Origin of the sequence: Saccharicrinis sp. 156 (assembly GCF_050589685.1) — a bacterium.
Lineage (GTDB): Bacteria > Bacteroidota > Bacteroidia > Bacteroidales > Marinilabiliaceae > Saccharicrinis.
This window is the reverse complement of record NZ_JBNGOS010000013.1, coordinates 90,394-112,063: the sequence shown is the minus strand read 5'-3', so window position 1 is coordinate 112,063 and position 21,670 is coordinate 90,394. Positions and strand designations below refer to the sequence as shown.

At 38.4% G+C, this 21,670-nt stretch carries 23 protein-coding genes; 22 read left to right on the top strand and 1 reads right to left on the bottom strand.

Annotation, left to right across the window (positions count from 1 at the left end; genetic code table 11):
• Positions 1-36 precede the first annotated feature (36 nt).
• The 19 genes from ACRD64_RS10250 (at position 37) to ACRD64_RS10160 (ending at position 18,392) form a co-directional block, all read left to right on the top strand.
• The gene (locus tag ACRD64_RS10250; protein ID WP_430933247.1) at positions 37-879 is read left to right on the top strand and encodes a hypothetical protein; all 843 of its coding nucleotides are present in this window, start codon (positions 37-39) and stop codon (positions 877-879) included.
• An 84-nt stretch (positions 880-963) separates the two neighbouring features.
• A complete protein-coding gene (locus tag ACRD64_RS10245) occupies positions 964-1,356 on the top strand; it encodes a hypothetical protein (protein ID WP_430933246.1) in 393 nt (130 codons plus the stop codon).
• An 18-nt stretch (positions 1,357-1,374) separates the two neighbouring features.
• Positions 1,375-2,562 (top strand): hypothetical protein, encoded by a 1,188-nt coding sequence (locus tag ACRD64_RS10240; protein ID WP_430933245.1) that lies wholly within the window; start codon positions 1,375-1,377, stop codon positions 2,560-2,562.
• Positions 2,559-2,912 (top strand): hypothetical protein, encoded by a 354-nt coding sequence (locus tag ACRD64_RS10235; RefSeq protein ID WP_430933244.1) that lies wholly within the window; start codon positions 2,559-2,561, stop codon positions 2,910-2,912. Before ACRD64_RS10240 ends, ACRD64_RS10235 begins: the two co-directional genes overlap by 4 nt.
• A 7-nt stretch (positions 2,913-2,919) precedes the next feature.
• Positions 2,920-4,032 (top strand): hypothetical protein, encoded by a 1,113-nt coding sequence (locus ACRD64_RS10230; RefSeq protein ID WP_430933243.1) that lies wholly within the window; start codon positions 2,920-2,922, stop codon positions 4,030-4,032.
• Positions 4,033-4,043: 11 nt separating this feature from the next.
• Entirely contained in the window at positions 4,044-4,220 is a 177-nt protein-coding gene (locus ACRD64_RS10225; RefSeq protein ID WP_430933242.1) for a hypothetical protein, read from the top strand.
• Positions 4,221-4,233: 13 nt separating this feature from the next.
• Positions 4,234-4,707 (top strand): hypothetical protein, encoded by a 474-nt coding sequence (locus ACRD64_RS10220; protein ID WP_430933241.1) that lies wholly within the window; start codon positions 4,234-4,236, stop codon positions 4,705-4,707.
• 15 nt (positions 4,708-4,722) lie between these two features.
• Positions 4,723-5,346: a hypothetical protein gene (locus ACRD64_RS10215; RefSeq protein WP_430933240.1), complete on the top strand. Its 624-nt coding sequence runs from the start codon at positions 4,723-4,725 to the stop codon at positions 5,344-5,346.
• Between the two features lie 19 nt (positions 5,347-5,365).
• Positions 5,366-7,714, top strand: a complete 2,349-nt coding sequence (locus tag ACRD64_RS10210; protein WP_430933239.1) for a hypothetical protein — start codon at positions 5,366-5,368, stop codon at positions 7,712-7,714.
• Between the two features lie 2 nt (positions 7,715-7,716).
• Positions 7,717-8,217 (top strand): hypothetical protein, encoded by a 501-nt coding sequence (locus ACRD64_RS10205; protein ID WP_430933238.1) that lies wholly within the window; start codon positions 7,717-7,719, stop codon positions 8,215-8,217.
• Positions 8,218-8,226: 9 nt separating this feature from the next.
• On the top strand, positions 8,227-9,744 hold the full coding sequence (locus ACRD64_RS10200; protein WP_430933237.1) for a hypothetical protein: 1,518 nt from the start codon (positions 8,227-8,229) through the stop codon (positions 9,742-9,744).
• Between the two features lie 29 nt (positions 9,745-9,773).
• Entirely contained in the window at positions 9,774-10,499 is a 726-nt protein-coding gene (locus ACRD64_RS10195; protein WP_430933236.1) for a hypothetical protein, read from the top strand.
• 2 nt (positions 10,500-10,501) lie between these two features.
• Complete coding sequence (locus ACRD64_RS10190; protein ID WP_430933235.1) at positions 10,502-11,185, top strand: DNA cytosine methyltransferase; 684 nt, start codon at positions 10,502-10,504, stop codon at positions 11,183-11,185.
• Complete coding sequence (locus tag ACRD64_RS10185; RefSeq protein WP_430933234.1) at positions 11,160-15,107, top strand: strawberry notch-like NTP hydrolase domain-containing protein; 3,948 nt, start codon at positions 11,160-11,162, stop codon at positions 15,105-15,107. Before ACRD64_RS10190 ends, ACRD64_RS10185 begins: the two co-directional genes overlap by 26 nt.
• Positions 15,104-16,423 (top strand): hypothetical protein, encoded by a 1,320-nt coding sequence (locus ACRD64_RS10180; protein ID WP_430933233.1) that lies wholly within the window; start codon positions 15,104-15,106, stop codon positions 16,421-16,423. Before ACRD64_RS10185 ends, ACRD64_RS10180 begins: the two co-directional genes overlap by 4 nt.
• 122 nt (positions 16,424-16,545) lie before the next feature.
• A complete protein-coding gene (locus tag ACRD64_RS10175; RefSeq protein ID WP_430933232.1) occupies positions 16,546-17,073 on the top strand; it encodes a hypothetical protein in 528 nt (175 codons plus the stop codon).
• Positions 17,074-17,075: 2 nt separating this feature from the next.
• A complete protein-coding gene (locus ACRD64_RS10170) occupies positions 17,076-17,408 on the top strand; it encodes a hypothetical protein (protein ID WP_430933231.1) in 333 nt (110 codons plus the stop codon).
• Positions 17,405-17,827 (top strand): hypothetical protein, encoded by a 423-nt coding sequence (locus ACRD64_RS10165; protein WP_430933230.1) that lies wholly within the window; start codon positions 17,405-17,407, stop codon positions 17,825-17,827. Before ACRD64_RS10170 ends, ACRD64_RS10165 begins: the two co-directional genes overlap by 4 nt.
• On the top strand, positions 17,814-18,392 hold the full coding sequence (locus ACRD64_RS10160; protein WP_430933229.1) for a glycoside hydrolase family 108 protein: 579 nt from the start codon (positions 17,814-17,816) through the stop codon (positions 18,390-18,392). Before ACRD64_RS10165 ends, ACRD64_RS10160 begins: the two co-directional genes overlap by 14 nt.
• 64 nt (positions 18,393-18,456) lie before the next feature.
• Here the strand turns inward: ACRD64_RS10160 and ACRD64_RS10155 are convergent, their stop codons facing one another.
• Entirely contained in the window at positions 18,457-19,386 is a 930-nt protein-coding gene (locus ACRD64_RS10155; RefSeq protein ID WP_430933228.1) for a phage exclusion protein Lit family protein, read from the bottom strand.
• 92 nt (positions 19,387-19,478) lie between these two features.
• Here ACRD64_RS10155 and ACRD64_RS10150 point away from each other — a divergent pair, with 92 nt between their 5' ends.
• The 3 genes from ACRD64_RS10150 to ACRD64_RS10140 all read left to right on the top strand — a co-directional run bounded on the left by ACRD64_RS10150 (position 19,479) and on the right by ACRD64_RS10140 (position 21,635).
• A complete protein-coding gene (locus tag ACRD64_RS10150; RefSeq protein WP_430933226.1) occupies positions 19,479-20,186 on the top strand; it encodes a hypothetical protein in 708 nt (235 codons plus the stop codon).
• Between the two features lie 115 nt (positions 20,187-20,301).
• A complete protein-coding gene (locus ACRD64_RS10145) occupies positions 20,302-20,790 on the top strand; it encodes a hypothetical protein (RefSeq protein WP_430933225.1) in 489 nt (162 codons plus the stop codon).
• A complete protein-coding gene (locus tag ACRD64_RS10140) occupies positions 20,787-21,635 on the top strand; it encodes an agmatine deiminase family protein (RefSeq protein ID WP_430933224.1) in 849 nt (282 codons plus the stop codon). The genes ACRD64_RS10145 and ACRD64_RS10140 overlap by 4 nt, the downstream gene beginning before the upstream one ends.
• Positions 21,636-21,670 lie beyond the last annotated feature (35 nt).

Sequence of the window (21,670 nt, the reverse complement as noted above, 5' to 3'; positions counted from 1 at the left end):
TTAATAATAGGCTATTGAGCCGCAAAACAAATTCTTATGGCAGATATTAATGAGCAAAATGATTTGTACCCATCAATGGAAGATATTGAGGGTTTAGAAGAAGCGATTCTCGATAAAGAGGAAGAAGCGATTGAAAAAGAAGAAGACCAGGACGATGCAACGGAAGGCATTGGCGAACTCGGACGTTCAAGACGTTGGAAAAGACGTAGAACTCGCAGAGGTCGCAGACGTAGCAGTCGTAGACGTTCAGCACGTAGGTCATACAATGCAGGGCAAAGAAGCACCGCTGTTAAAACAGGTTTGACCAAGAACTTGACTTCCAAAGGTCAGTTTGAATTACGCAGACAGCAGCTTCCACCAGAGATTCAAAAGGCATTGAAAGATGCACGTATGCAAACCGTAGATACAGCAATCTACACAGTTAAGTCGATTAAGGACAAGTCCGATATTGATTTGATGGAAGCATCGGATGATAAAAAGGCTGGACGTACCAACCTTAACCGTGCCCAGTTAGATTCAGGAAAGTATTTCCTACTAACTGATATTGTTTTGGAGTACGCTCACGGTGCATCGGAAGAAGATAGCGACCCGGCAGATTTTGCTTTTGGTCAGTTTGCTTTACCACCTGCACTATTGAACGGTACATTCGAGATGACTTTAGGTACAAAGGTTATCGTTCCTGAAATCTCATGTGCGGTATTTGATGATACCGATACCACAAAACGCAAGTTCCAATACAAGCTTTCTAATCCAAAGTGGCTAAAACCATCAATGGATATTACGCCAAAATTGAACATGCCGAAATCGGTATCAGGCGACAAGGTTTATAACCCTGCCGTTAAGGTCACGCTATTGGGAACTATCACAGAAAAGGCATAGTCTTTCATTTTTGATATACCATAATCGTTCGAGGGGCGGTAAGCGAATGCCTATCGCCCCTTTTTCTTTCTAATCAATTGAATAATGGAAAAACAAAACGACAATAAAGTACGCAAGCTTCAGGTCATCAAATTTGAAGTAAAGAAAGGCGAAACCTTTGAGTTTAACGGTAACACCAAAACCGAGCATGACCGTATTACAGGTTTCTTTTTACGCCTATCCAATACCGAAGCATTACCAGGTGCAACATTCCGAATGTGGGTGGATGATGTAGAAGTTATCCCTGATGATACAGAGGTAGCCATTGCACACCACAACACCGATATGAGCATTCCCGATGTGACATTTCCTGTGGATGAAAAAGCAAAGAACAGTCCTGTTCGCATTATCTATAAAGACGATAGCGAAAACCTTGCAGCCGATGATAGCTACAATGTACGTGTGTACCTACTTGCCATTCAAGAGAAAAAGAAGTAAGCCCCTAATACTCCTGAGATGAAGCGATACCACGTCATAAAAAAACTATCAGCTAATAATGAGCATCTAAACGACCAGGACTTGCTCCCTGCATCATGCAAATTGATAACAGGGATTGCAGTAACTACCACCGTAAAGAAAGAAGCCGAGGCTATTGATAGTTTAACAGCATTAGCATTTCCGCAAGGTTTGATTACACGCTTATTGGCTTCTGACCAAGTAGCCAATTTGTTCTATTCATACATGCGAACACGCCCGACATTAGATGAAAGTAAAGCATTTTTTGAAAGTGATATTCTACCTGAAATGGTCAGCGTATTACGTGACGGCATTAAATATCCATGCCTTACTGATGCACAACAGATAGCCTTTAGTTCCAACCTAAACGAATTGCTCATGGGCGGTAGCGACCAACCTGAAATAGACTGGGAACAACGCTTTGCCGACCTGAAAACTGAATACAAGGCACATTTTTTTGTATTCCTGATGGCTACTTATGGCGAATTTGGTTTTGACCCTGAAACAGATTTAGAGGCTTACTATGTGGACTTGCTATTTCACACCTCTCCATCTGCACGAAGCTATGCGCTTTACAGAATTACAAGCAGCGTGTATTACAAAATACGTGGTAATGAATATTTGGAAAGCTATTCAACGGTTTCTAAAAACATCAACACCTACGGTAACTCCATTATGCAGGATTATGACCGTCAGCTTGAGCAATTACAAAAAGACAAATTAGCGTATGAACAAGCCGAGACTCAAGGGCTTGCGCATTATCTGTATGCTAAAGTGAGCATTTTTGAGAAAGGGAAAAGTTTAGGAAGCCTTGCATATACAGAGCTTATCGCTCAAGAAACGCTTTCGTTTATCTATCAAAATAAGACTGCTCTGTTTGTTCGACCTGTACAAAAGTATCAACGTCCCGATGCTTATGAGTGTGGAAGTTTAAGCCTCTTGGTTAATGGGAACAGTTTCTTACTTCGTGATTATACGCTTACAGCAAACAGAAACATTAAATACTTGTCCAAAGAGGTTATACCATTCAGCGAACCGCTGGACGTGAATAGTAGCATTCATACGGTTTATAAAAGCAATATGAAAAGTGGTGCTGAACCGCTTAACATTCGCATTTACATTCAGTACGAAGATTTTAAAGAGCCATTGGCAAAAGTTGAACCCCAAATACAGGAGGCTGAATCATGATGAATACAAGCGAACTGTTACACACCATTGCCAAAGACCGCATCGAAGGACTTCGCACAATAGATAGCTATCAGTTGAAACCTGTAATGATAACTGTAACATCGGCAAACCACAGTATCGACCTTAATAATGATATGTGGATTCTGAATACGAAATCCCTGCCAAATTCTATCGAAGAAATTGAAATGATTAGCAGCGATAATGTATTTACGGCTACCCCCGAAGAATACGACTTTATGGATGAGTTCCGATTCCGTGTTTTTACCGATTACATCGACATCGAAACCATTGCAGAAACATTCAAGCCTTACCGCTTGGAATTTGTAAAGATTATTCCCCACCGAAATTAAGAGTACTATGTTAGACTACAGAGAACAAATACAGAGCATATTCGAGTTTATCAAGCGTTCAGAGGTAGAACAGAAATACCCATACGCTTATGAAATATACCTGATAACAGGTATGGACGAAACGGCATTGACCTCAAGAACTGCCGGGACAGAGATGTTCAATAGCGACATTGAAAAAGCCATTGAAAAGGCAAAACAGGCACACGGTACATTGCGTGTTAATGTGTATGGAGGCAAAAGTCATAATGCTAAACACCTGAATGACTACACCATCAACATTAGTGGACTTTTGAATCCACCCAAACAACCTTTAGAACGTGGCGATATTCAGACCATCGTGCAACAAGAAGTTGAAAAACAACAAATCCAAAACAGTACTGATGGATTAGGCGAAATCAACGGTTTGTTGGGTTTGATTACAGGAGAAAACGAACAGGCAAAAGGTAAGGTTGAAAGCTTGTTTGGTCTGTTCAATGCCTTATCAGGAAACAACAAAGAAGTTGAAAGAATTAGCTACCAAAAGCAATTAGACGACTTCAAGTTTGAGACACGCTATACCAATCTTGAAGAAAGGTACGAACGTTTACGCAATGAAAATGCTGAACTCCGTGCCGAAAAAGACCGCTATTATGGCGAAAATAAGGAGTTGAAAACTGAGAAGACAGACCTTGAAAATCGTCTCGCCGGATATGCTCCCAACGAAGTAATGAAGCGTGTAGCCACAGGTGCATTAGTGGGTATTGGTTCTCGCATTCTTACCAATAGTCCAAAAACAGCGGAGTTATTGGGGTTATCAGCAGAGGAACTCAAAGGAGCTTTGGGAATGGTCGATGATGGTTCTGAAGAAGTAGCCCAAATTCCTGAAACCAATGTGGAGATTACCGACATGGGTTCTGCCAACTCTCCCGAAGACAAGAAGAAAGCAGAGATTATCAAAAACTTATCTGATGCACTTAGAACATGGGAACTGCAAGAGGTAGCTAAAATCGCCAACATCGTTGGCTTATGCCTGGATAAAGCAGAACTCATTAACAAAACGCTCATGTTCCTGAACCAAGCAATGAATGGAGTTTCAGGATCAGAAACCGATTTAGACAACGAAGAATTAGAACAACAATAAAACATACGATTATGAGAAAGTTTAAAGTAGGAATAACCATTGAAGCCGATACTACAGAAACGGTTAAGCAAGTCGGAAATCTTATACAGAATGCAGTTGATAAGGTTGAACAGGAGGATATTATTAAGCTGCTGACCAAGGTAGCCAAGAATCCAAAGATTGTAAAAACCGCATTACGATACATCTAAAATTATAAGCATCGTGCAACAGTTACCACCAGTAAATAAAGCAGCATTAATTACCCAAGGTCTAAAGATTGGCTTACCCATCATTGGCGTTGGTATCGGTATTTATGCTATTCGTAGAATGTTCAAACGGAATCCTGATGGTACAACAACTAGAGTTGCGCCATCATTAAAGGATACGGTTATTCAAAAGACTAACCTCACCATTTCTACTTCTGATGCTGCTCTTTTTGCCAATACGCTCTACGGTGCAATGCTTGACTTTGGAACGGATGAAAAGACCATTTTCAGCATAATGGATAAAATCAATACTAAGGATGACATGCTATTAGTGATTAAAACCTTTGGTATGAAGATGTACCTGTGGGGAACTCGTGCAGCTTTTCTAGGTCAGGACTACAACCTGATTGGTTGGCTTCGCTTTGAGTTAGGCGACAAAGAGATTGCTAAAATCAAACCCAAGTTTGATGGTTGGGGAATCCCTCTCTAAAACAGAATTACAGCTATGGATGCAAAGAAAAAGAAGATATTATTTATTTCGAGAGGGGTGTTAACCACCGGGGCGATAGTGACCACAATTGTTTTGATTCGAAGACGAAACAAACGCAAACGTGGGCTATTGCCCCCAAGTGGTTCTGATAGAAGCCCTGCCAATATTCTAAGCACAAACAACAATGCGCTTCCACCTAATTTCAAGAATTGGAATGGTGGCAATACTTACCTCTCATCTATGCCCAGAGGTATTCGCAATAACAATCCGGGTAATATCATTCAAAGCAAAAGCAAGTGGCATGGTAAGCTGCCGAAGAATCAGAACAAAGACAGGCGATTCGAGATGTTTATTGCTCCTGAGTATGGTGTAAGAGCTATGATTAAACTTTTCCAAAACTACATGGGCAAAGGGTTTAATACGGTTGAAAAGATTGTACACCGATATGCTCCAAGCTTTGAGAATAATACAAAAGCATACATCAATGCTGTTTGCAAAGATTTAAAGGTGCAGCCTCAAACCAAATTGCGACCAACCAAAAACACGCTTCGTCTTTTGGTTTTCTCAATGGCAAAGGTGGAAAATGGTAAGAATTTTATCACTCCACAACTATTTGAGCAAGCCTATTCAATGATTTAAAAACTTATAAGATTTACAAATGGGTACTATAAAGAAATTCAAAGGAGGCGTACCTCCAACACTAAGAAATGGCGAGTGGGCAACCAATGGTAATTACGCTTATTTGGGTATGCCCTTTGATGAGTACAAAGTGTTCCAGGGCATTTTTGATTTAAGTGAATCACAGTCGGTATCAGGCTTTGAATTTGAGCCTGAGCAGAAAGGGTTTATCATTAAAAAAGATACGCCATTTTCACAGATTGTGGACTTAATCAATTCATTGCCCAAGGCTTTGAAATATAACGATGACGATGCCACAAGCATTAATTTATTGTTTGAGGATAGTCCGTACATGGATGATACAGGTGCCAGGATTGCATTTCGTGATTTCTCATACACCATAAACCTAAAGCCATTAGCTGATAACAGCCAGGTACTGTTTAATATTGACAATGCTTTTCTGATTAATAACAGCAATGTAAACTTTGAAAAAATCAATTTTCAATACCCTGCCTCCAAAGGGGCTTTGGAACTTTTTAATAGTTCAGCTACACTTACCGAATGTGGTTTTGAAGCCAAACAAGATGTTGCAGCAGGAGATATTGTATTTAAAGATTTAGGGTTGAACAGGATTGTGGTTGTCAAGCCATCGTTCAAAATGGAAGCCAATAATGTGGGTAGTATTTTCAATGTAATTGAATCAGGAACTACCGCTAATTTGGTTAACCCAATGCTATCTGATGCAGCTTATGCACCCAAAACAGCAGCAGGGCTTTTAAAAGGTGGTATTATCATTATTGGTAATGCGAACAATATCAAGCCATCGGGCGAAGATGCTTTACAAACAAGCCCTACTTCAAACGAGCATGGAGGCATTGAGATACGTACCACCTTTGCCGATAGTATTAGTGGTTCTGTTACAGGTATCAGCTATAATGACCTTGCCGACAAGCCTGATTTAGCCTTTAAAGCGGACTTGGTTGATGGTCAAATACCATCGGCACAGTTACCTTCTTATGTTGACGATGTATTGGAATATGCAACACTCGCTGACTTCCCGGAAAGCGGAGAAACAGGCAAAATATATCTCGATAAGGAAAGAAATAAAACCTATCGTTGGAGTGGTTCGGAATACATTTTTGTTGGCAATGCTCTTGAATTGGGCGAAACCGAAGCGACTGCCCATCGAGGCGACCACGGTAAAGCAGCTTATGAACACAGTCAGGCTGACCATGCTCCGGCAGATGCTACAAATGGTGCTGATTGGGAATCGAATATTGCTAATAAACCGACCACCATTTCAGAAGACCAAGCCACAGCGATTGAGGCAAATACTGAAAAGCGTTCTTATCCTGAAACGGACGAGAATAAGTTATCAGGTATTGAAGAGAATGCAACAGTCGGGGCTGATTGGAATGAAAATGTGAGTAACAAGCCCACTACAATATCAGAGGAACAGGCAACTGCAATCGAAGCCAATACAGAGAAACGTAGCTATCCACAAGTCGATGAAGAGAAGCTTTCGGGCATTGAAGAAAACGCCACTAACGGAGCAGATTGGGAATCCAATATTGCCAATAAACCAACAACTATTTCAGAAGAACAAGCTACTGCTATTGAAGCAAACACGGCTAAACGTTCTTATCCCGAAACTGATGAGAATAAGTTATCGGGTATCGAAGAGAATGCTACAGTCGGGGCAGATTGGAACGAAAATGTAAGCAATAAGCCTACTACCATTTCAGAGGAACAGGCAACTGCTATCGAAACCAATACCGAGAAGCGCAGCTACCCACAAGCTGATGAAGACAAACTTTCAGGCATTGAAGAAAACGCCACTAACGGAGCAGATTGGGAATCCAATATTGCCAATAAACCAACAACTATTTCAGAAGAACAAGCTACTGCTATTGAAGCAAACACGGCTAAACGTTCTTATCCCGAAACTGATGAGAATAAGTTATCGGGTATCGAAGAAAATGCGACTATTGGTGCAGATTGGGAGGCGAATGTGAGTAACAAGCCTACTACAATATCAGAGGAACAGGCTACTGCTATCGAAGCCAATACTGAGAAACGAAGCTATCCGCAAGCTGATGAAGACAAGCTTTCAGGCATAGAAGAAAACGCTACGGTTGGAGCAGATTGGGATACAAACTTGCAGAATATTCCTGATTTCTTGAAAAAGTTCTTACAAGTCTATGCTGATTCAGGAATCTTTTCAGGAGAGGATTGGGAAGCTAAACTCTCAGAGATTTTAAGCTTTCAAATCAACTTCATGAAAAACTTTGTGGATGCTGATGTAGACAGCTTTGCTGTAGATGTAGCAGGAAACAATCTGAAACTAACATTTAAAGACGAAACAGATAGAACCATTACACTTCAATAATTATGAAAGCATTAGTAATAGCAAGCCTTTTCACGGCATTTATAGCATTAACTGTTTACCTAACCTCAATCATAGCAGTACATGGTATCCGTAAATCCATTTCCGATAGTAATTATTTCTTACGAAAACCTTACAAGCTTGTATTTGAGATAGTGATGTGGATTTGTGGACTGGCCATTATCATTACAGGTCTGTTCATTAAAGAAACCGCTGATTGGTGGATTATAGGTGGTGGCATCGGTATATTTTTAGTCGGTATATTTTCTGATTTCAAGCGAAATATATTCATCCGAATTGCTCACTATGCATCTGCAATAGGTGGTTTCACCTTACTTGGATTAAGCTACTATTTCAGCTTTGGTCATATCAATTTCACTATCATTATCGCCATATCAGCATTAATTGCAAGTGGCTTTGCAGATAAACGCATTTGGTGTTTGGAGCTAACAATGGCAGCAGAAATATTCATTGGTCTATTCTATTTGGCTCACACAATAATGTAGTTCACATTTATGGATAAAAAGGGCTACATATCAAGAATTCGTGAGGATTTACGCAACGCTCGTAAGCACTCTAAAACCACTATTGAAAGCATTGCCAAAAGCTTCGGTATTACCAACAAGAACCTTGTTAAAGAGTTTACCGAACTGGCAATAATCCTTAACGCAAGAGAGGTAGCACACGATAGTTCGTTAAGTACTTACGAAAAGTATCTTGATATTGTAGCCCTCTATCAATCACAGGTAAATCTGTCAATGCGTACAAGCATGAGTGTTCTCATGCAACAATATTCTACTCCTGCGCCAATCTCGTTCCTGGCATCGAGTTACATTCTTAAATCAGAAAGTCTAACGGGTTACAAAGCTTTTAAGAATATTGTTAAAGGAAGCACAAAGGGTAAAGTGGTTGGCAATGCACATCTTACCAATGAGAAGGACGACTTCCCAAAATATTTAGAACCATCGGCAGGGAACGGACTTTTAACCATTGCTTTGCCTTATCATTTTACGCATGTAAATGAGTTGGATGATGTAAGACTTGCCAACCTCAAGCAACAACCATTTGCAAAGGTTAGCTCTTGGGATGCTTTAAATCCGCCAATGGCTTACGATAGAAAATTTGATGGAGTTATAACCAATCCACCTTTCGGTTCACTTTCTGAACCTATTCTATTTGGAAAATTCAAGATTAAGCGGTTGGAACATGCTATGGCATTAAATGCCTTGCGCTGCATGAAAGACAATGGCAAAGCAGCTATTATCATTGGTGGTCACACGACTTGGGATGAGCAAGGCAGAGTAACTGCCGGGAACAACAGAATCTTTCTGAACTACCTCTATCATTTTTACAATGTAGAAGACATAATACTAATTAACGGCAAAAAACTTTACTCCAGACAAGGAACTTCCATCAATACACGATTGATACTGATTGATGGAGCTAAAGAAACCCCATCAGGTGCAGCTCCGCTTAAAAATAAATTGCATAGCACCGTTGTCAATAACCATGAAGAGCTTTGGGAACGTGTGAGCTTAAAGAGCTATAAAAATCCTGTACCAATAGGTAGATTGTTTGTGTATTATGGATTTAGAAAGCTTACACGAAAAGCTGTTAAAAAGCCTCAATTAGTAGTATTCTTCGAAAATGCAAATAACAATCCAACTAAAAGTGAAGAATGGGTAAATCGTAGAATTGAAATTATCCATAAAAGAGAACAATCCGAAGAAGAGAAAAAAGATAGTTTTAACAACAATCGAATGTTTACCGAATATGGATATTTTATAGAAGACAAACCTTATTACGGAGATATTGAAAAAGTACTTAATCAGAATTACGAAGCAGACAAGCACCATGTGACAAAGACGGAAAGGGATGCAATTAGAGCAAAATTAAGGAATGCATTTAAATCATACTATAGGTCACATTATGAAATTACAGAACCTTATAAGAGTAATGTAGTGCCTATTAATATTCGAGCAAAGGCAATTCTTATAAAACAGAAACAAGAAAAACCCTTTCGAAAAAAATGAGATTAAGTAGCAAACATAATGCTTTACGGATGAGAGTAAAAGCAATCCTCATTAAGCAAAAGCAATTATCACTTGGCAGGCTTCCAAATACGAACCGACCACTCCGTATTTTGGTCGCATGTGAAGAAAGTCAAACGGTTGCAATGGCTCTTCGCAAGCAAGGACACGAAGCCTTTAGTTGTGATGTATTACCAACCACAGGTAAGCATCCGGAATGGCACATTCAAGATGATGTGCTAAACCAATTGGATAAAAGTTGGGATATGATGATAGCCTTTCCTCCTTGTACCTATCTTACCGTATCAGGCAATGCGTGGATGCACGACCCTAAACGACAAAAGGAACGTAGAAAGGCATTGACATTCATCCGCAAGTTGATGAAAGCTCCAATTGATAAGATTGCAATTGAAAATCCAATTGGAGTTATCAGTACTGCAATACGAAAGCCTGACCAAATTGTTCAGCCATACTTCTTTGGTGATAATGCAAAAAAATCAACTTGTCTTTGGCTAAAGAACCTACCTCACTTAGAACCAACCGAAATGGTTGATGAAGACCAATTGGAGTACAAGCATTGGTACGATAAAAAGAAAAAGCGTTGGCGAAGACAACCGCTTTGGTACTACAAAGCAAGAGATTTAAGCGATGATGAAAGACGTAGGGTTCGCAGTAAAACATTTCAAGGCATAGCCAATGCAATGGCTGACCAATGGACTGTATTTACACCGAAGTCTAAAACACAAAAAATAGCCTAGCCATGAAAGTACTAAACTTATATAGTGGCTTGGGCGGAAATCGCAAATTGTGGAAAGGCGTGAGTGTTACTGCCGTTGAAAATAACGAGCAGATAGCAGCTGTTTACAAAAAGTATTTTCCAAATGATAAGATTGTCATTGGCGATGCACATGATTATCTGGTCCGCAATTTCCGTGACTATGATTTTATATGGAGCAGTCCACCGTGTCAGAGCCACAGCAAAATGATGAGAGCCACAAGGCACATCATCAATAAATATCCTGACTTAAAGCTGTATGAAGAAATATTGCTACTCAAGTACTTCTTTAAAGGTAATTGGGTGGTTGAAAATGTTGCTCCCTATTACGAGCCATTGGTAAAACCTACAGCCAAAATTGGGAGACATCTATTTTGGAGCAACTACCAAATAGCGAATATTGAAATACCGGGAATCAAAGGCATTTTTTCAGCATCTCCACAGGAGTTAAAAAAGTCATTGGGCTTCAATTACGAGGGCAATATCTACTACAAAGGGAATCATGATGGTGGACAAGTTCTACGCAATTGTGTACACCCTAAACTTGGGCTTCATGTATTCAAAGAAATGTCTAAAAAGGCAGGCTCAGAACTAAGTTCAGTCAAAATGAAATCAAAAGCAATCTCCATTAAACAGAAGCAGTATGAAACAGGCAATATTATTTACTAAAAATAGCATTACCATAAAGTTTGGTAGTGTTCCACCACAACATATATCGACAAGACTTATTGAATTGGGTTTTAAAACCACTAACAATAAAAGCTTTGTCCGCACCAAAAAGCTGGCTCAGAACGAACATGAATACTTACAAGGAATGTTCGGTCATAAAGGATTGGGTATGGCTTATATTCCCACAGCCGAAAAAGGATTTATCCTTGATACCACCGTTCCCGATTCGATGGGACACGAAATGCACATTGCAATTCGTAAAATCAAGAAAAGCATTGGGATGCCTTTGTTTGATTTTGTTGCCGAGAAACTCGATTACGCAAATGATGACTTGGTTAAATCGCTTTCGTGTGAACAGATTGATGCCGTATCATTAGCCATTTATAATATTGAAAAGCGTAAGCAAGGTATTATTGTTGGCGACCAAACAGGAATTGGTAAAGGTAGAACCGCAGCAGCTTTAATTCGCTATGGTGTAAAAAGTGGTTTACAACCAATATTCTTATCCGAAAAGCCCAACCTGTTTACAGACTTGTACCGAGATTTATCAGACATTGGAAGTTCCGCCCTGGTTCCGTTTATCGTAAATACCAAGGAGAGTAAAACCAACATCAAGGACAAAAGTGGAGAAGTCATCTATACAGCTCCTAAAAAGCCAACTCAGGAGCGAATTATTAAGAGTAAGAAAGCACCCAACAATTACAACTTTATTTGTGCTACCTATTCGCAATTCAATCAGCCAAAGAAGCCAGCCAAACAGCAGTTTTTAACTTCTGTGGCAAATGGTAATATCATTATTATGGACGAAGCTCATAATGCTTCGGGCAGTTCAAATACAGGCGAATTTATGCAAGATGTACTTCGCCAAACCAAAGGTGTTTGTTTCCTATCAGCCACATTTGCTAAGCGACCTGATAACATGCCGATTTATGCTCAAAAAACATCAATGAGCGATGCCAATATGAGTAAAGAAGATTTGGTTGAAGCTATTATGAAAGGCGGTGTAGCCTTGCAAGAAGTACTAGCTGCACAGTTGGTTTCAGAGGGGCAAATGATAAGGCGTGAGCGTTCTTTTGAGGGCGTTGAAGTCAACTATATCGAGCTAAAGGAAAAAGCCAAAGAACAGGCTGAAATTGCTGATAAGGTTACGGCTATCATTCGTGATGTTATTGGTTTTCAGGAGAAGTACATCAACAAACAAGTTAAGGAGCTAGATGGCATTGCAGCAGCCGAGGGAAAGGAAGTCGAAACCCGAAAAGGAACAAGTAAAGCAGGGGTTGATAATGTGCCTTATTTCTCAAAGGTCTTTAATGTCATTAACCAATTGCTATTTAGTATTAATGCTTCCGATGTTGCCGAACATGCAATCAAAAGGCTTAAAGATGGGAAGAAGCCAATCATTGCTTTTGCATCCACAATGGGAAGCTTTTTAGAGGGCATGGCAAAACCCGATGATGTTATTAATGGAGACTTTTCTACAGTACTAGAGAAAGGATTGGATTCAGTTCTTCGCTACACCGAGAAAGATATTGATGGAGAAGGTCAAGGCAAAACCTTTAATATTTCTGATTTGCCGGAGGAAGCGCAGTTGGCTTACCATGATATTATCCGAAGAATTGAACAAGCTTCGACAGGAATCACAATCAGCCCCCTGGACCTGATTATCCAAAAAATTAAAGAAGCCGGTTATACGGTTGGCGAAGTAACAGGGCGCAAACTTTGTGTTCAGTACAAATCAATCAAAGCCAAGAATACAACGGCTTTGGTGATGAGTCGAAAAAAGGAAAATACAGCCGACCTATTTCGTCAATTCAATGATAATGAGATTGACTGTTTGCTTATTAACCAAAGTGGTTCAACAGGAGCTTCGGCTCATGCCATTGTCACAGACAAGGTGCCAGCCGAAAAAGTTAAGCAGCGTGTGATGGTGATACTCCAACCCGAACTGAATATCAATACTGAAATTCAAAAGCGTGGGCGTATCAATCGCACCGGGCAAATTATGAAACCGATTTACGATTACATTATTTCGGCTATTCCTGCACAGAAGCGGTTTATGATGATGTTGAAAAAGAAGTTGAAATCATTGGATGCAAATACCACCTCCAACCAAAAGAGCAGCAAATCACAATTAGAATCGGACGACTTCTTGAATAAGTATGGCGATAAAGTGGTACGCCAATACATGTTGGAAAATGAAGAGCTAAACAAAGCTTTGGACAATCCATTGAAGTTTGAGGGAAAGGACAGCGATGGAACAGCTACTGAAGGCGATGCTTCAAAGGTTACTGGTCGTGTAGCGGTTCTTTCTGTAAAGGAACAGGAGAAATTTTACAGCGAGATTATTGAGCGTTACAACGATTATATCGAATACCTCAAGCAAGCCGATGAGTACGACCTCGAAGTGGAGATACTGAACCTTAAAGCAGAATCAGTTGATAAGAATGTGGTCATTGCCGGGAAAGGTGGACGCTCTGTTTTTGGTAACGATACGCTCTTAGAAAAGTGTGAATGTAATGTACTCAAAAAGCCTTATGGCAAGCCTGAGCTAGAAAAATTGATTAAGAAATACTTGAACGGAAAACACCCTGATAGCATTTCTGAAGAAATTGTTTCTGCTCATGAAAAGTATGTGCAAAATAAGCTAAGTACCGATTTAAAGGATTTAGAAAACAAGTATAAAGACTTATTGGATGGCATTACGGATGAGAAAGGCTATCAGAAGATTCCTGTGTTTGAGAAACAGCAGCGGATGGAGTATATCTCCGAGCGTGAAGAAGCAATTATCAAAGCCAAAGGGCTTGATACCACTCGAATAAAAACACAAAGCGAAAATCGCCAACGCTACCTGAATAACTTTTTCAAGTACTTTAAGGTTGGGCATGGTTATTTCTATCCGGCTGTAAGTTTTGAAACCGATAGCAGCGATAATTCCTACTGCATCTTTTTAGGTTTTGATATTAACCCAAAACGCAAGAACCCTTATGCGCCATCATCGGTAAAGTTACGATTTGCCATTTCGGATAGCCGTAAATACATCGTTCTTGCTGCATCGGGCGATACCGCTAAAGAAATCGAGCGTATTATGAGCCGAAGTATGCAGCTCACATCAAGCCAAAAGGAAATACTAATTGACAGGTGGGACGAAGCCATTAAAGCCTTTACAGCCGACCGGCAAAACCGCTACATCGTCACAGGAAATATACTCCAAGGTTCTGCGGATTTTTCAGGCAAATTGGTAAGCTTTACCACCAAAGGAAGAGGTGTTCAAAAAGGAATTTTAATGTCGGAAGCATGGTCGCCTGATAACAACGACAATAAGGCTGATAACTATGTAGTAGCTCCTATAGCGAAGCTACAAAAGCACATTATGAGCCTACGAAATGGTTCAACCATTTCCACCGAAAACAGAATCACAATAGCCAGGCATTATGATGATACTTTCAAGGTCATCATGCCCAAAACCAAAACACATATTCCCATTTATACCGATAAGGAAGTAGTAAAGCTTCTAGTCAATAATCGGGATGGTTTTGAGATGGTATCGGGCAATATGAAAGCTTCGGTAGAGGAAAGTAAAATGCCAAAGCTTATTAATCTATTTGGAGAACGATTCAGCTTATCTGTTAAAATCCCACGTCATTATTACGATGAGTATTTGGACAAAGGAACAAAGCGAGGGAACACAACAGACAGCCTTACCAATGAGGCTATGCAGATGTTTGAGCAGGATAAAAAGGAGTTCCCCAAGCGACTGGCCAAACAAAAACAATCAGCACCAAAAGGCAAAAAGGTAAAGCTTGATACAGGAAAGCAATTGAAGCTTGTAAAGCTTCGTGCAAAGGCAATCTTGATAAAGCAAAAACAGCTTCGAGCAGTAGCCGGGCTTGGTACTCATCCTAAAATCAAGACCATTTTATGACCGAAAAAGAGTTCTATAAAAAGTACAAAGCCATCCACAAGGATATTCGTACCAAAGGAAAATCAAAGGCTTCCATTTTAGCCAATGGTTTTAAAGAGGGCGTTAATGTCAATGCTTTGCCCATCTATAAAGGTTTTGAGAAAGCAACCGATATTATTGCTACCCGATATAAACCGAGAAAAGATGACTTCGTTTGGATTCTTCCTAAACAGGGTATTACAGAGGGGCGAAATGGCTACAAAACAAAGAAAGCTTATAAGCCAAGTCCTGATGATGGCTTCTACATTATCAGCGATGAAATGACTTTGTTTGAAAACTACTGTGCTAATAAGGACAACTCCAGTATTGGGAGTACTAACAAAAACAACTTAAAATCTTATAATATGAAACTTACAGTTAAAAATTACAAAGAGGCTACCAAAAATATAGACTTTAAGAAATTACCGGAAGCAGCTCGTGAAGCGCATAAAGAATTCGACTCATTTGCAGATTTCTATAATGAGGATAAGGACATTAAAGAAATGCTCGATAATCATTTTAATATTGTTGAGCCATACTTGAACCAAAACAAGAAGCGATTCCCTGACCTTGAAGACAGGCATCCTTTAAATATCCTGGATAAAGAATCAGGTCAGTATAAAGAAGCTTTAAAGGAGTATCGAGAAAGTAAAAAAAAGAAACCTGTTTCTAAGAAGACTGCATCAAAACCTAAAACTACGAAAAGGAAAACAGCAGCACCCAAAAGCACCAGAAGTAAAACGCCTAAACAGGCACAACGAAAACCTATCGAAGTTGACCTTATGCCATTAGAGATAAAGATAATCAAGCGTTATCTCAATTTTCATAACAAGAGGGTAAGCGAACGTCAGGTATCTCTTCTGTACAAGGTTATTCAAAAGGCAGCAACAGAGAAAACCATTCGCAAATCAAGCAAGTATGCAACTGAAATAAAAAGCATCGGCAATGACCTCATTAAGACTTATAAGGCTATGGATGGTACTTGTAAGTTTGAGGTTCCGAATTCACTGTATTCAAAGCTGAAAAATATTGTTGATGATTACGGAGTTACTCCGGCTGTTGCACTGATAAAACGTTTTATCAACCTCTATGGCAACATCACAAAAGCAAAAGCCCAACGACTATTGACGACCGTTACCAATTCATTGAAAAACGGTAAGGTTAAGAAGTCAGAAAAGGAGTTTGAACAGGTTAAGAACGTACAGAAGCATTTACACGATTATCTGGAGAGTGATAAACTATTAGTTACAAATGTTCAGCTCAAAGGTTTACAGGGCATAGCCGGATTGGGAAAGTAAATGCCACTACCACAAAAACGCCCAAAGGTAGTGGCACAAATAGCAGGGCAATACCCCGAAGCTTCACAAGAACCGCAGCCATTGCATCGGACCAGGTTGTTTTGGCAAATGACCTTGCCAAGATGAATTTTAAGACCATTGGTATTAAAGGCAAGTTCGGTAAGCTTTTAGGCAAACTGTATGTTCCATTCTATATAATGATTTACGGTTCTCGCTTTCATGGCAAAAGCACGGTTGCATTAATGTTGGCAGATGAATTGGTAAAACAGCATCGTTTCAAAGTGCTATATGTCGCCAATGAAGAGGGGGCAAAAGGTACGATGCAAGAAAAAGTTGTACGACTTGGCATCAATAGCCCAATCGGGATTATCGAGGACTACAACCCCAAACTATTCAGGGATTACGATGTGGTTTTTATCGACAGTACCCAAACAACAGAAGTTTCACATGAAGAATTGGTGGAGTTGAAAAAACAGTTCCCACGAACCTCATTTGTAATCATTAATCAGGCTAATCGAGATGGTACATCGAAAGGTGGAACGAAATACGAACACCTTGTAGATGCAATCATGCACATTGAAAACAAGAGTGCCACAATGGAGAAAAATCGCTTTCCACAAGGTAGTCCGGAAACCATTAAAATATTTTAGGTATGGATGATATGACAATTAAATTCTATTGGGTAGTTGTAGCTGGGTTCAGCTCGCTCATTGTAGGTGTAGTCTCTTTCGTTATACGCAATGCGATTTCAAGAAATGCGACAAAAGAGAGCGTTGAAGCTAAAACTGATTTGCTTGAAAAAGACATACTACACCTTACAAAAGAGCTAGAGGGAGCTGAAAACAAATTTACCATACTGCATAAGCGAGTTTCTGATTTAAGGGATAGTTCCAAAGAAATTTACGTGAGTAAAGAACTATTCCACCAAACAATAAAGCAGCTAAACGAAAAGCTTGACACCATATTAAAATTTGTAGAAAAATGAGAAAGTTATTTTCAAAGCTAACCAATGCAGGAGCAGCAGAAACCTTAAAAGAGGGAACAAAGCTGATTGATGAGATATTTACTACAAAAGAAGAAAAGCTCCAGGGAAAAATGGAACTCTTTAAAATGGCGGTAGCTGATAGGAGTTCAGCCAGAGAGATGTATCAAAACGATAGTTGGCTTCAAAAGGCTTTTGCAATCTTCTTCTTGATTGCATGGTGTGCCTTAACATTTGTAATGCTCAACTACTTTGTTTTTCAAACTATTGAATTACAAGATTGGCAAATTGCCTTTATAAGCAGTATCAACGGTGGAATATCTACCAAACTAAGCACGATAATAGACTTCTTATTTGGAGGTTCTGTATCGGCTGTAAATAATGTAAAACTTAAAACTAAACGTAAAAATGAAAACATTTGATGAGTTGTTTGATGGTGTAATCAAACACGAGGGCTACTATGCTAACATAGAAGGCGACCGTGGTGGGGAAACCTATATGGGTGTTGCCCGGAATCTACACCCTGATTGGGAAGGTTGGGAGTATATTGATGCCTACAAAGAAACTTACGGTAAGATAAAGTGGAACTTCAAAATAGATGTTCCGGAACTGACGCAGCTTGTTAAAGACTTCTATGAGAAAACTTTTTATGAGAAGTTTAAAATAGATGGTATTCTGGATGGTTCTCTACAAGAAATTATCTTTGATTGGTGTGTTAATAGTGGGCATTGGGGAGCAAGAGGTGTTCAGCGTGTGCTTAATCAATTCTTTGATGAAGACTTAAAGATGGATGGCATTATAGGTTTCAATACCCTGACGGCTATTAATATTCACGAGCCTAAAGATTTGTTTGGGGAGATTAAAAAAGCAAGAATCCGCTATTACCATAAAATAGCTAAAAAAGGCAAAAATCATTTATTCCTGGAAGGTTGGTTGAAGCGGATTGGAGCTATCAAATTTGAAAATCATAATAAATACAATCTATAGTATTAAACTTTGAGATATAAAATGGAGTACTAAATCTTCTTGAATTGTTTTTAATGGACATATGTTATCTGGCTTGCTTAATAAGTTCGTAATAAAACTCTCGATAATTTTGATAGTGGGTTTTATGAGAAAAGTTGAAAGTAAACTGTTCATCCCATAGCTTCATGAAAATAACAAGTAAAGGCCAAATCGGATGTTCATCTTCTGGAGATATTAATTTAATTAGGTTCTCAATCCGAACATCAATATCAGGATGTTCTTTACCTCCCTTTTTACTCCTAGACGAAAAAAACATTGAAGCTAATCCAATTATTAAAGACAAACCTGTAGACAAAGTACTTCTACAATTCTCCAACATAATTCTTATAGCTAGTGTATCTGCCTCTAATTCGAGTTCCTTTAATTCATTATTTGTATAATTGTTGGTTTCTATTTTACTGATATGTTCAAGTTTTGCATGAGCAACTTCATGATATAATATAAAATTTACCGCCTCAACATATAAATCATTGGTTCTTTCAATATACCAACCTTCATCTGATGTACTATCATAATATTCGGGATTAGGAAGTACTTCTTTATCCCATTCTGAAAAGACCATGACTAATGATTTTGCATAATCAAATACTTCTTTTGCGACATTGATTAAATCTGGATTGTGTTTTTTGTGTAATGGGTTTCCTAACCTTATTTGATCAGGTATCGCTATTCCTTCCTCATGTAGAACAAACACACAAAAACTAATAGACCATATATATGACAAAAATGTTTCGTGAATATTTATTTGACCATTTTCATCAACAAAAGGGGTTTGTCTGTCTATGAGCGGCAGTTCAGCTATATGGTATCTGATTTCCTTGTCAAGTTTAAAATCGGATTGTAGTTGCTTAATTAGATTCTCATTCCTTTCAACAAGTCTATGGGTTAAATTATGTTTTAACACTCTTATTGGTTGTGTTCCTGTATGAGTATCTTTTCTAACACTTATTTTCATTTGTTTGCTTTTGTGATAAAATTAAATATTGCAATCTATAAATTTATCCCTTTTTACTTGCAATTAAAATTTTGGTTTGAGTTTTTTGTGCTATGAAAAATCTATTCCTCCAATATGGTTATTGTTTGATACCATCAAATACGCTTCTATTTCGAGGGCATAAAAACAAGAAAATAGAAGATTGTATGTTTTTTGCCACAAAGTCATGGGTAGCAAGGGCTTTTCAACGTGATAATATCCAGGTATGGAAAACAAAAAAGGAAATAAGGCTATTGTTCTTGGTTGAATCCCTTGAAAATAGAAGCTGGGTAAAATCAAATTTACCCCAATTGTACAAGCAGCTTTTTCCATTAGAAAAACAAGAAAATATTGATGACCTTGATATAAAACATTTCGACCATGAAAGAAGAGATAAGTTAGTCAACAAACTCTTTCAGGAACACAAGATTAGCGGTTGGCTAAGCTCACTTGAAGACCGGATTGAAATTGAGGTTTGTTTGTTCAATTCGGAGAATATTGCTTCTTTGATTGAACATGTGGATACAACAAATGGAGATAATGAAAGTTACTTCAAAGATAGCTTGGAGGGAATACATGTGAATCCACCCCAAAGCTTCTTTACAACTACCGAGGGAATTTTGGAAAAGAAAGCCCCCTGTAGAAATAAAGGAGAGAATCAATTTTTAAGATACCAAAGATGGATGGAGGGGGTAATCCAAGATGAAATGAAACAATATAATTTAAGCGAAGAAAATGTACGCCATTATTACTATAACTTACGAATGAAATTAGAAATTTAAGTTTCATTCAGTAATAAGTGAATAAAGATGCCATAAAGATACAAATAGGACTAATCTTAGTTTCAGAGATTTTACACTAATTTTATATAATTACAAAACGCAAGCGAAATCAGTTATGGAAGACAAAAAAGTTCTGCAAAATAGATTTTTAAAACTAGCTGTAATCAAAAGACTAAATTATGAGAGTATTTCTAAAGAGTTAGGCATAGACAGAAAGGTGTTTTCTCCTTGGTGGGATGAACTTGAAGAAGAAAGGAAGTACCTATCAATGATTCGTGATAAATGGCTGGCTAAATGCCCTGAATTAGATTTTTATGAGTTCAAGGATTGGTATGAAAACACGGATAAAAAGTGTTATTACTGTGAAATAACCGAAGATGATTTGGCAAAATTATGGCAAAATCATCCTGATTTAACCAAAAGGAACAGAGGTCGAAAACTTGAAATAGAAAGGCTTGAACCGAATCTGCCATATAGTGTTACTACCAACTTAGTTTTTTCTTGCTACTGGTGCAACAATGCAAAAACAGACACTTTCACACAGGACGAGTTTTTGAAAGTCGGAAAGGTTATTAAAGATATTTGGAAAAATAGGTTAAAATGATTGCAGACAATGATACAAACAAGGTATTTCTTTCAGGTAAATTAAGGGAGAATTATAAAAAGACCTGTGAAGAAATAGAAAATGCACTAAAAGCTGTCAAAGGCAATTATGGATTTTTACCACATACTAATGATATTTGGGCTAGAGATTATATGCCTATTCAGGTATCAGGAAGCACATTTATAGAATACAGGTATGACCCTGATTATTTACAGGGAGCAACACCAAAAAGAAGAGGCATTAAAACATATCCAGATATTGTTTGTGATGCAATTGGGTTAAATACTCAGAAGTGTGATTTGATTTTAGATGGAGGTAATGTCGTCAAATCTTCGAATGTAATTATTCTCACAGATAAAGCTCTCAGAGAGAACAAACACAAGTTCAACAAAACAGAATTAATAAAAACTCTACATTCAACCTTTGAAGTTGAGAAGGTTGTTTTAATTCCTTGGGATAACGATTGTGAATTTGGTCACTCTGATGGAATGCTTCGTTTTATTGATAATGAAACTGTATTAGTTAGTGGTTTCTATGAACAAGTTGACAATCAACTAAAGGAAGGTATACTAAACTCCTTAAAAAAAGCCAACCTAAATATTGAATGGTTAAGGTGTGAGCAGAAAGAATCGGAAGATAATATTGCGTACGTCAATTTTCTACAAACTAAAGACTACCTTTTCTTGCCTAAATTAAATTCAGACCAAGACCAAACAGCCTTGGAGCAGATTGAATATTACTTCAAGGATTATTCAAAAAACAAAAAAATCTTTCAGATTGACATGACCGAAATAGTGAAATATGGAGGTGCATTGAACTGTATTTCTTGGACTATTAAAGAGTAAAAAAATGCAATTACAAACGTCCATATAACCAATTG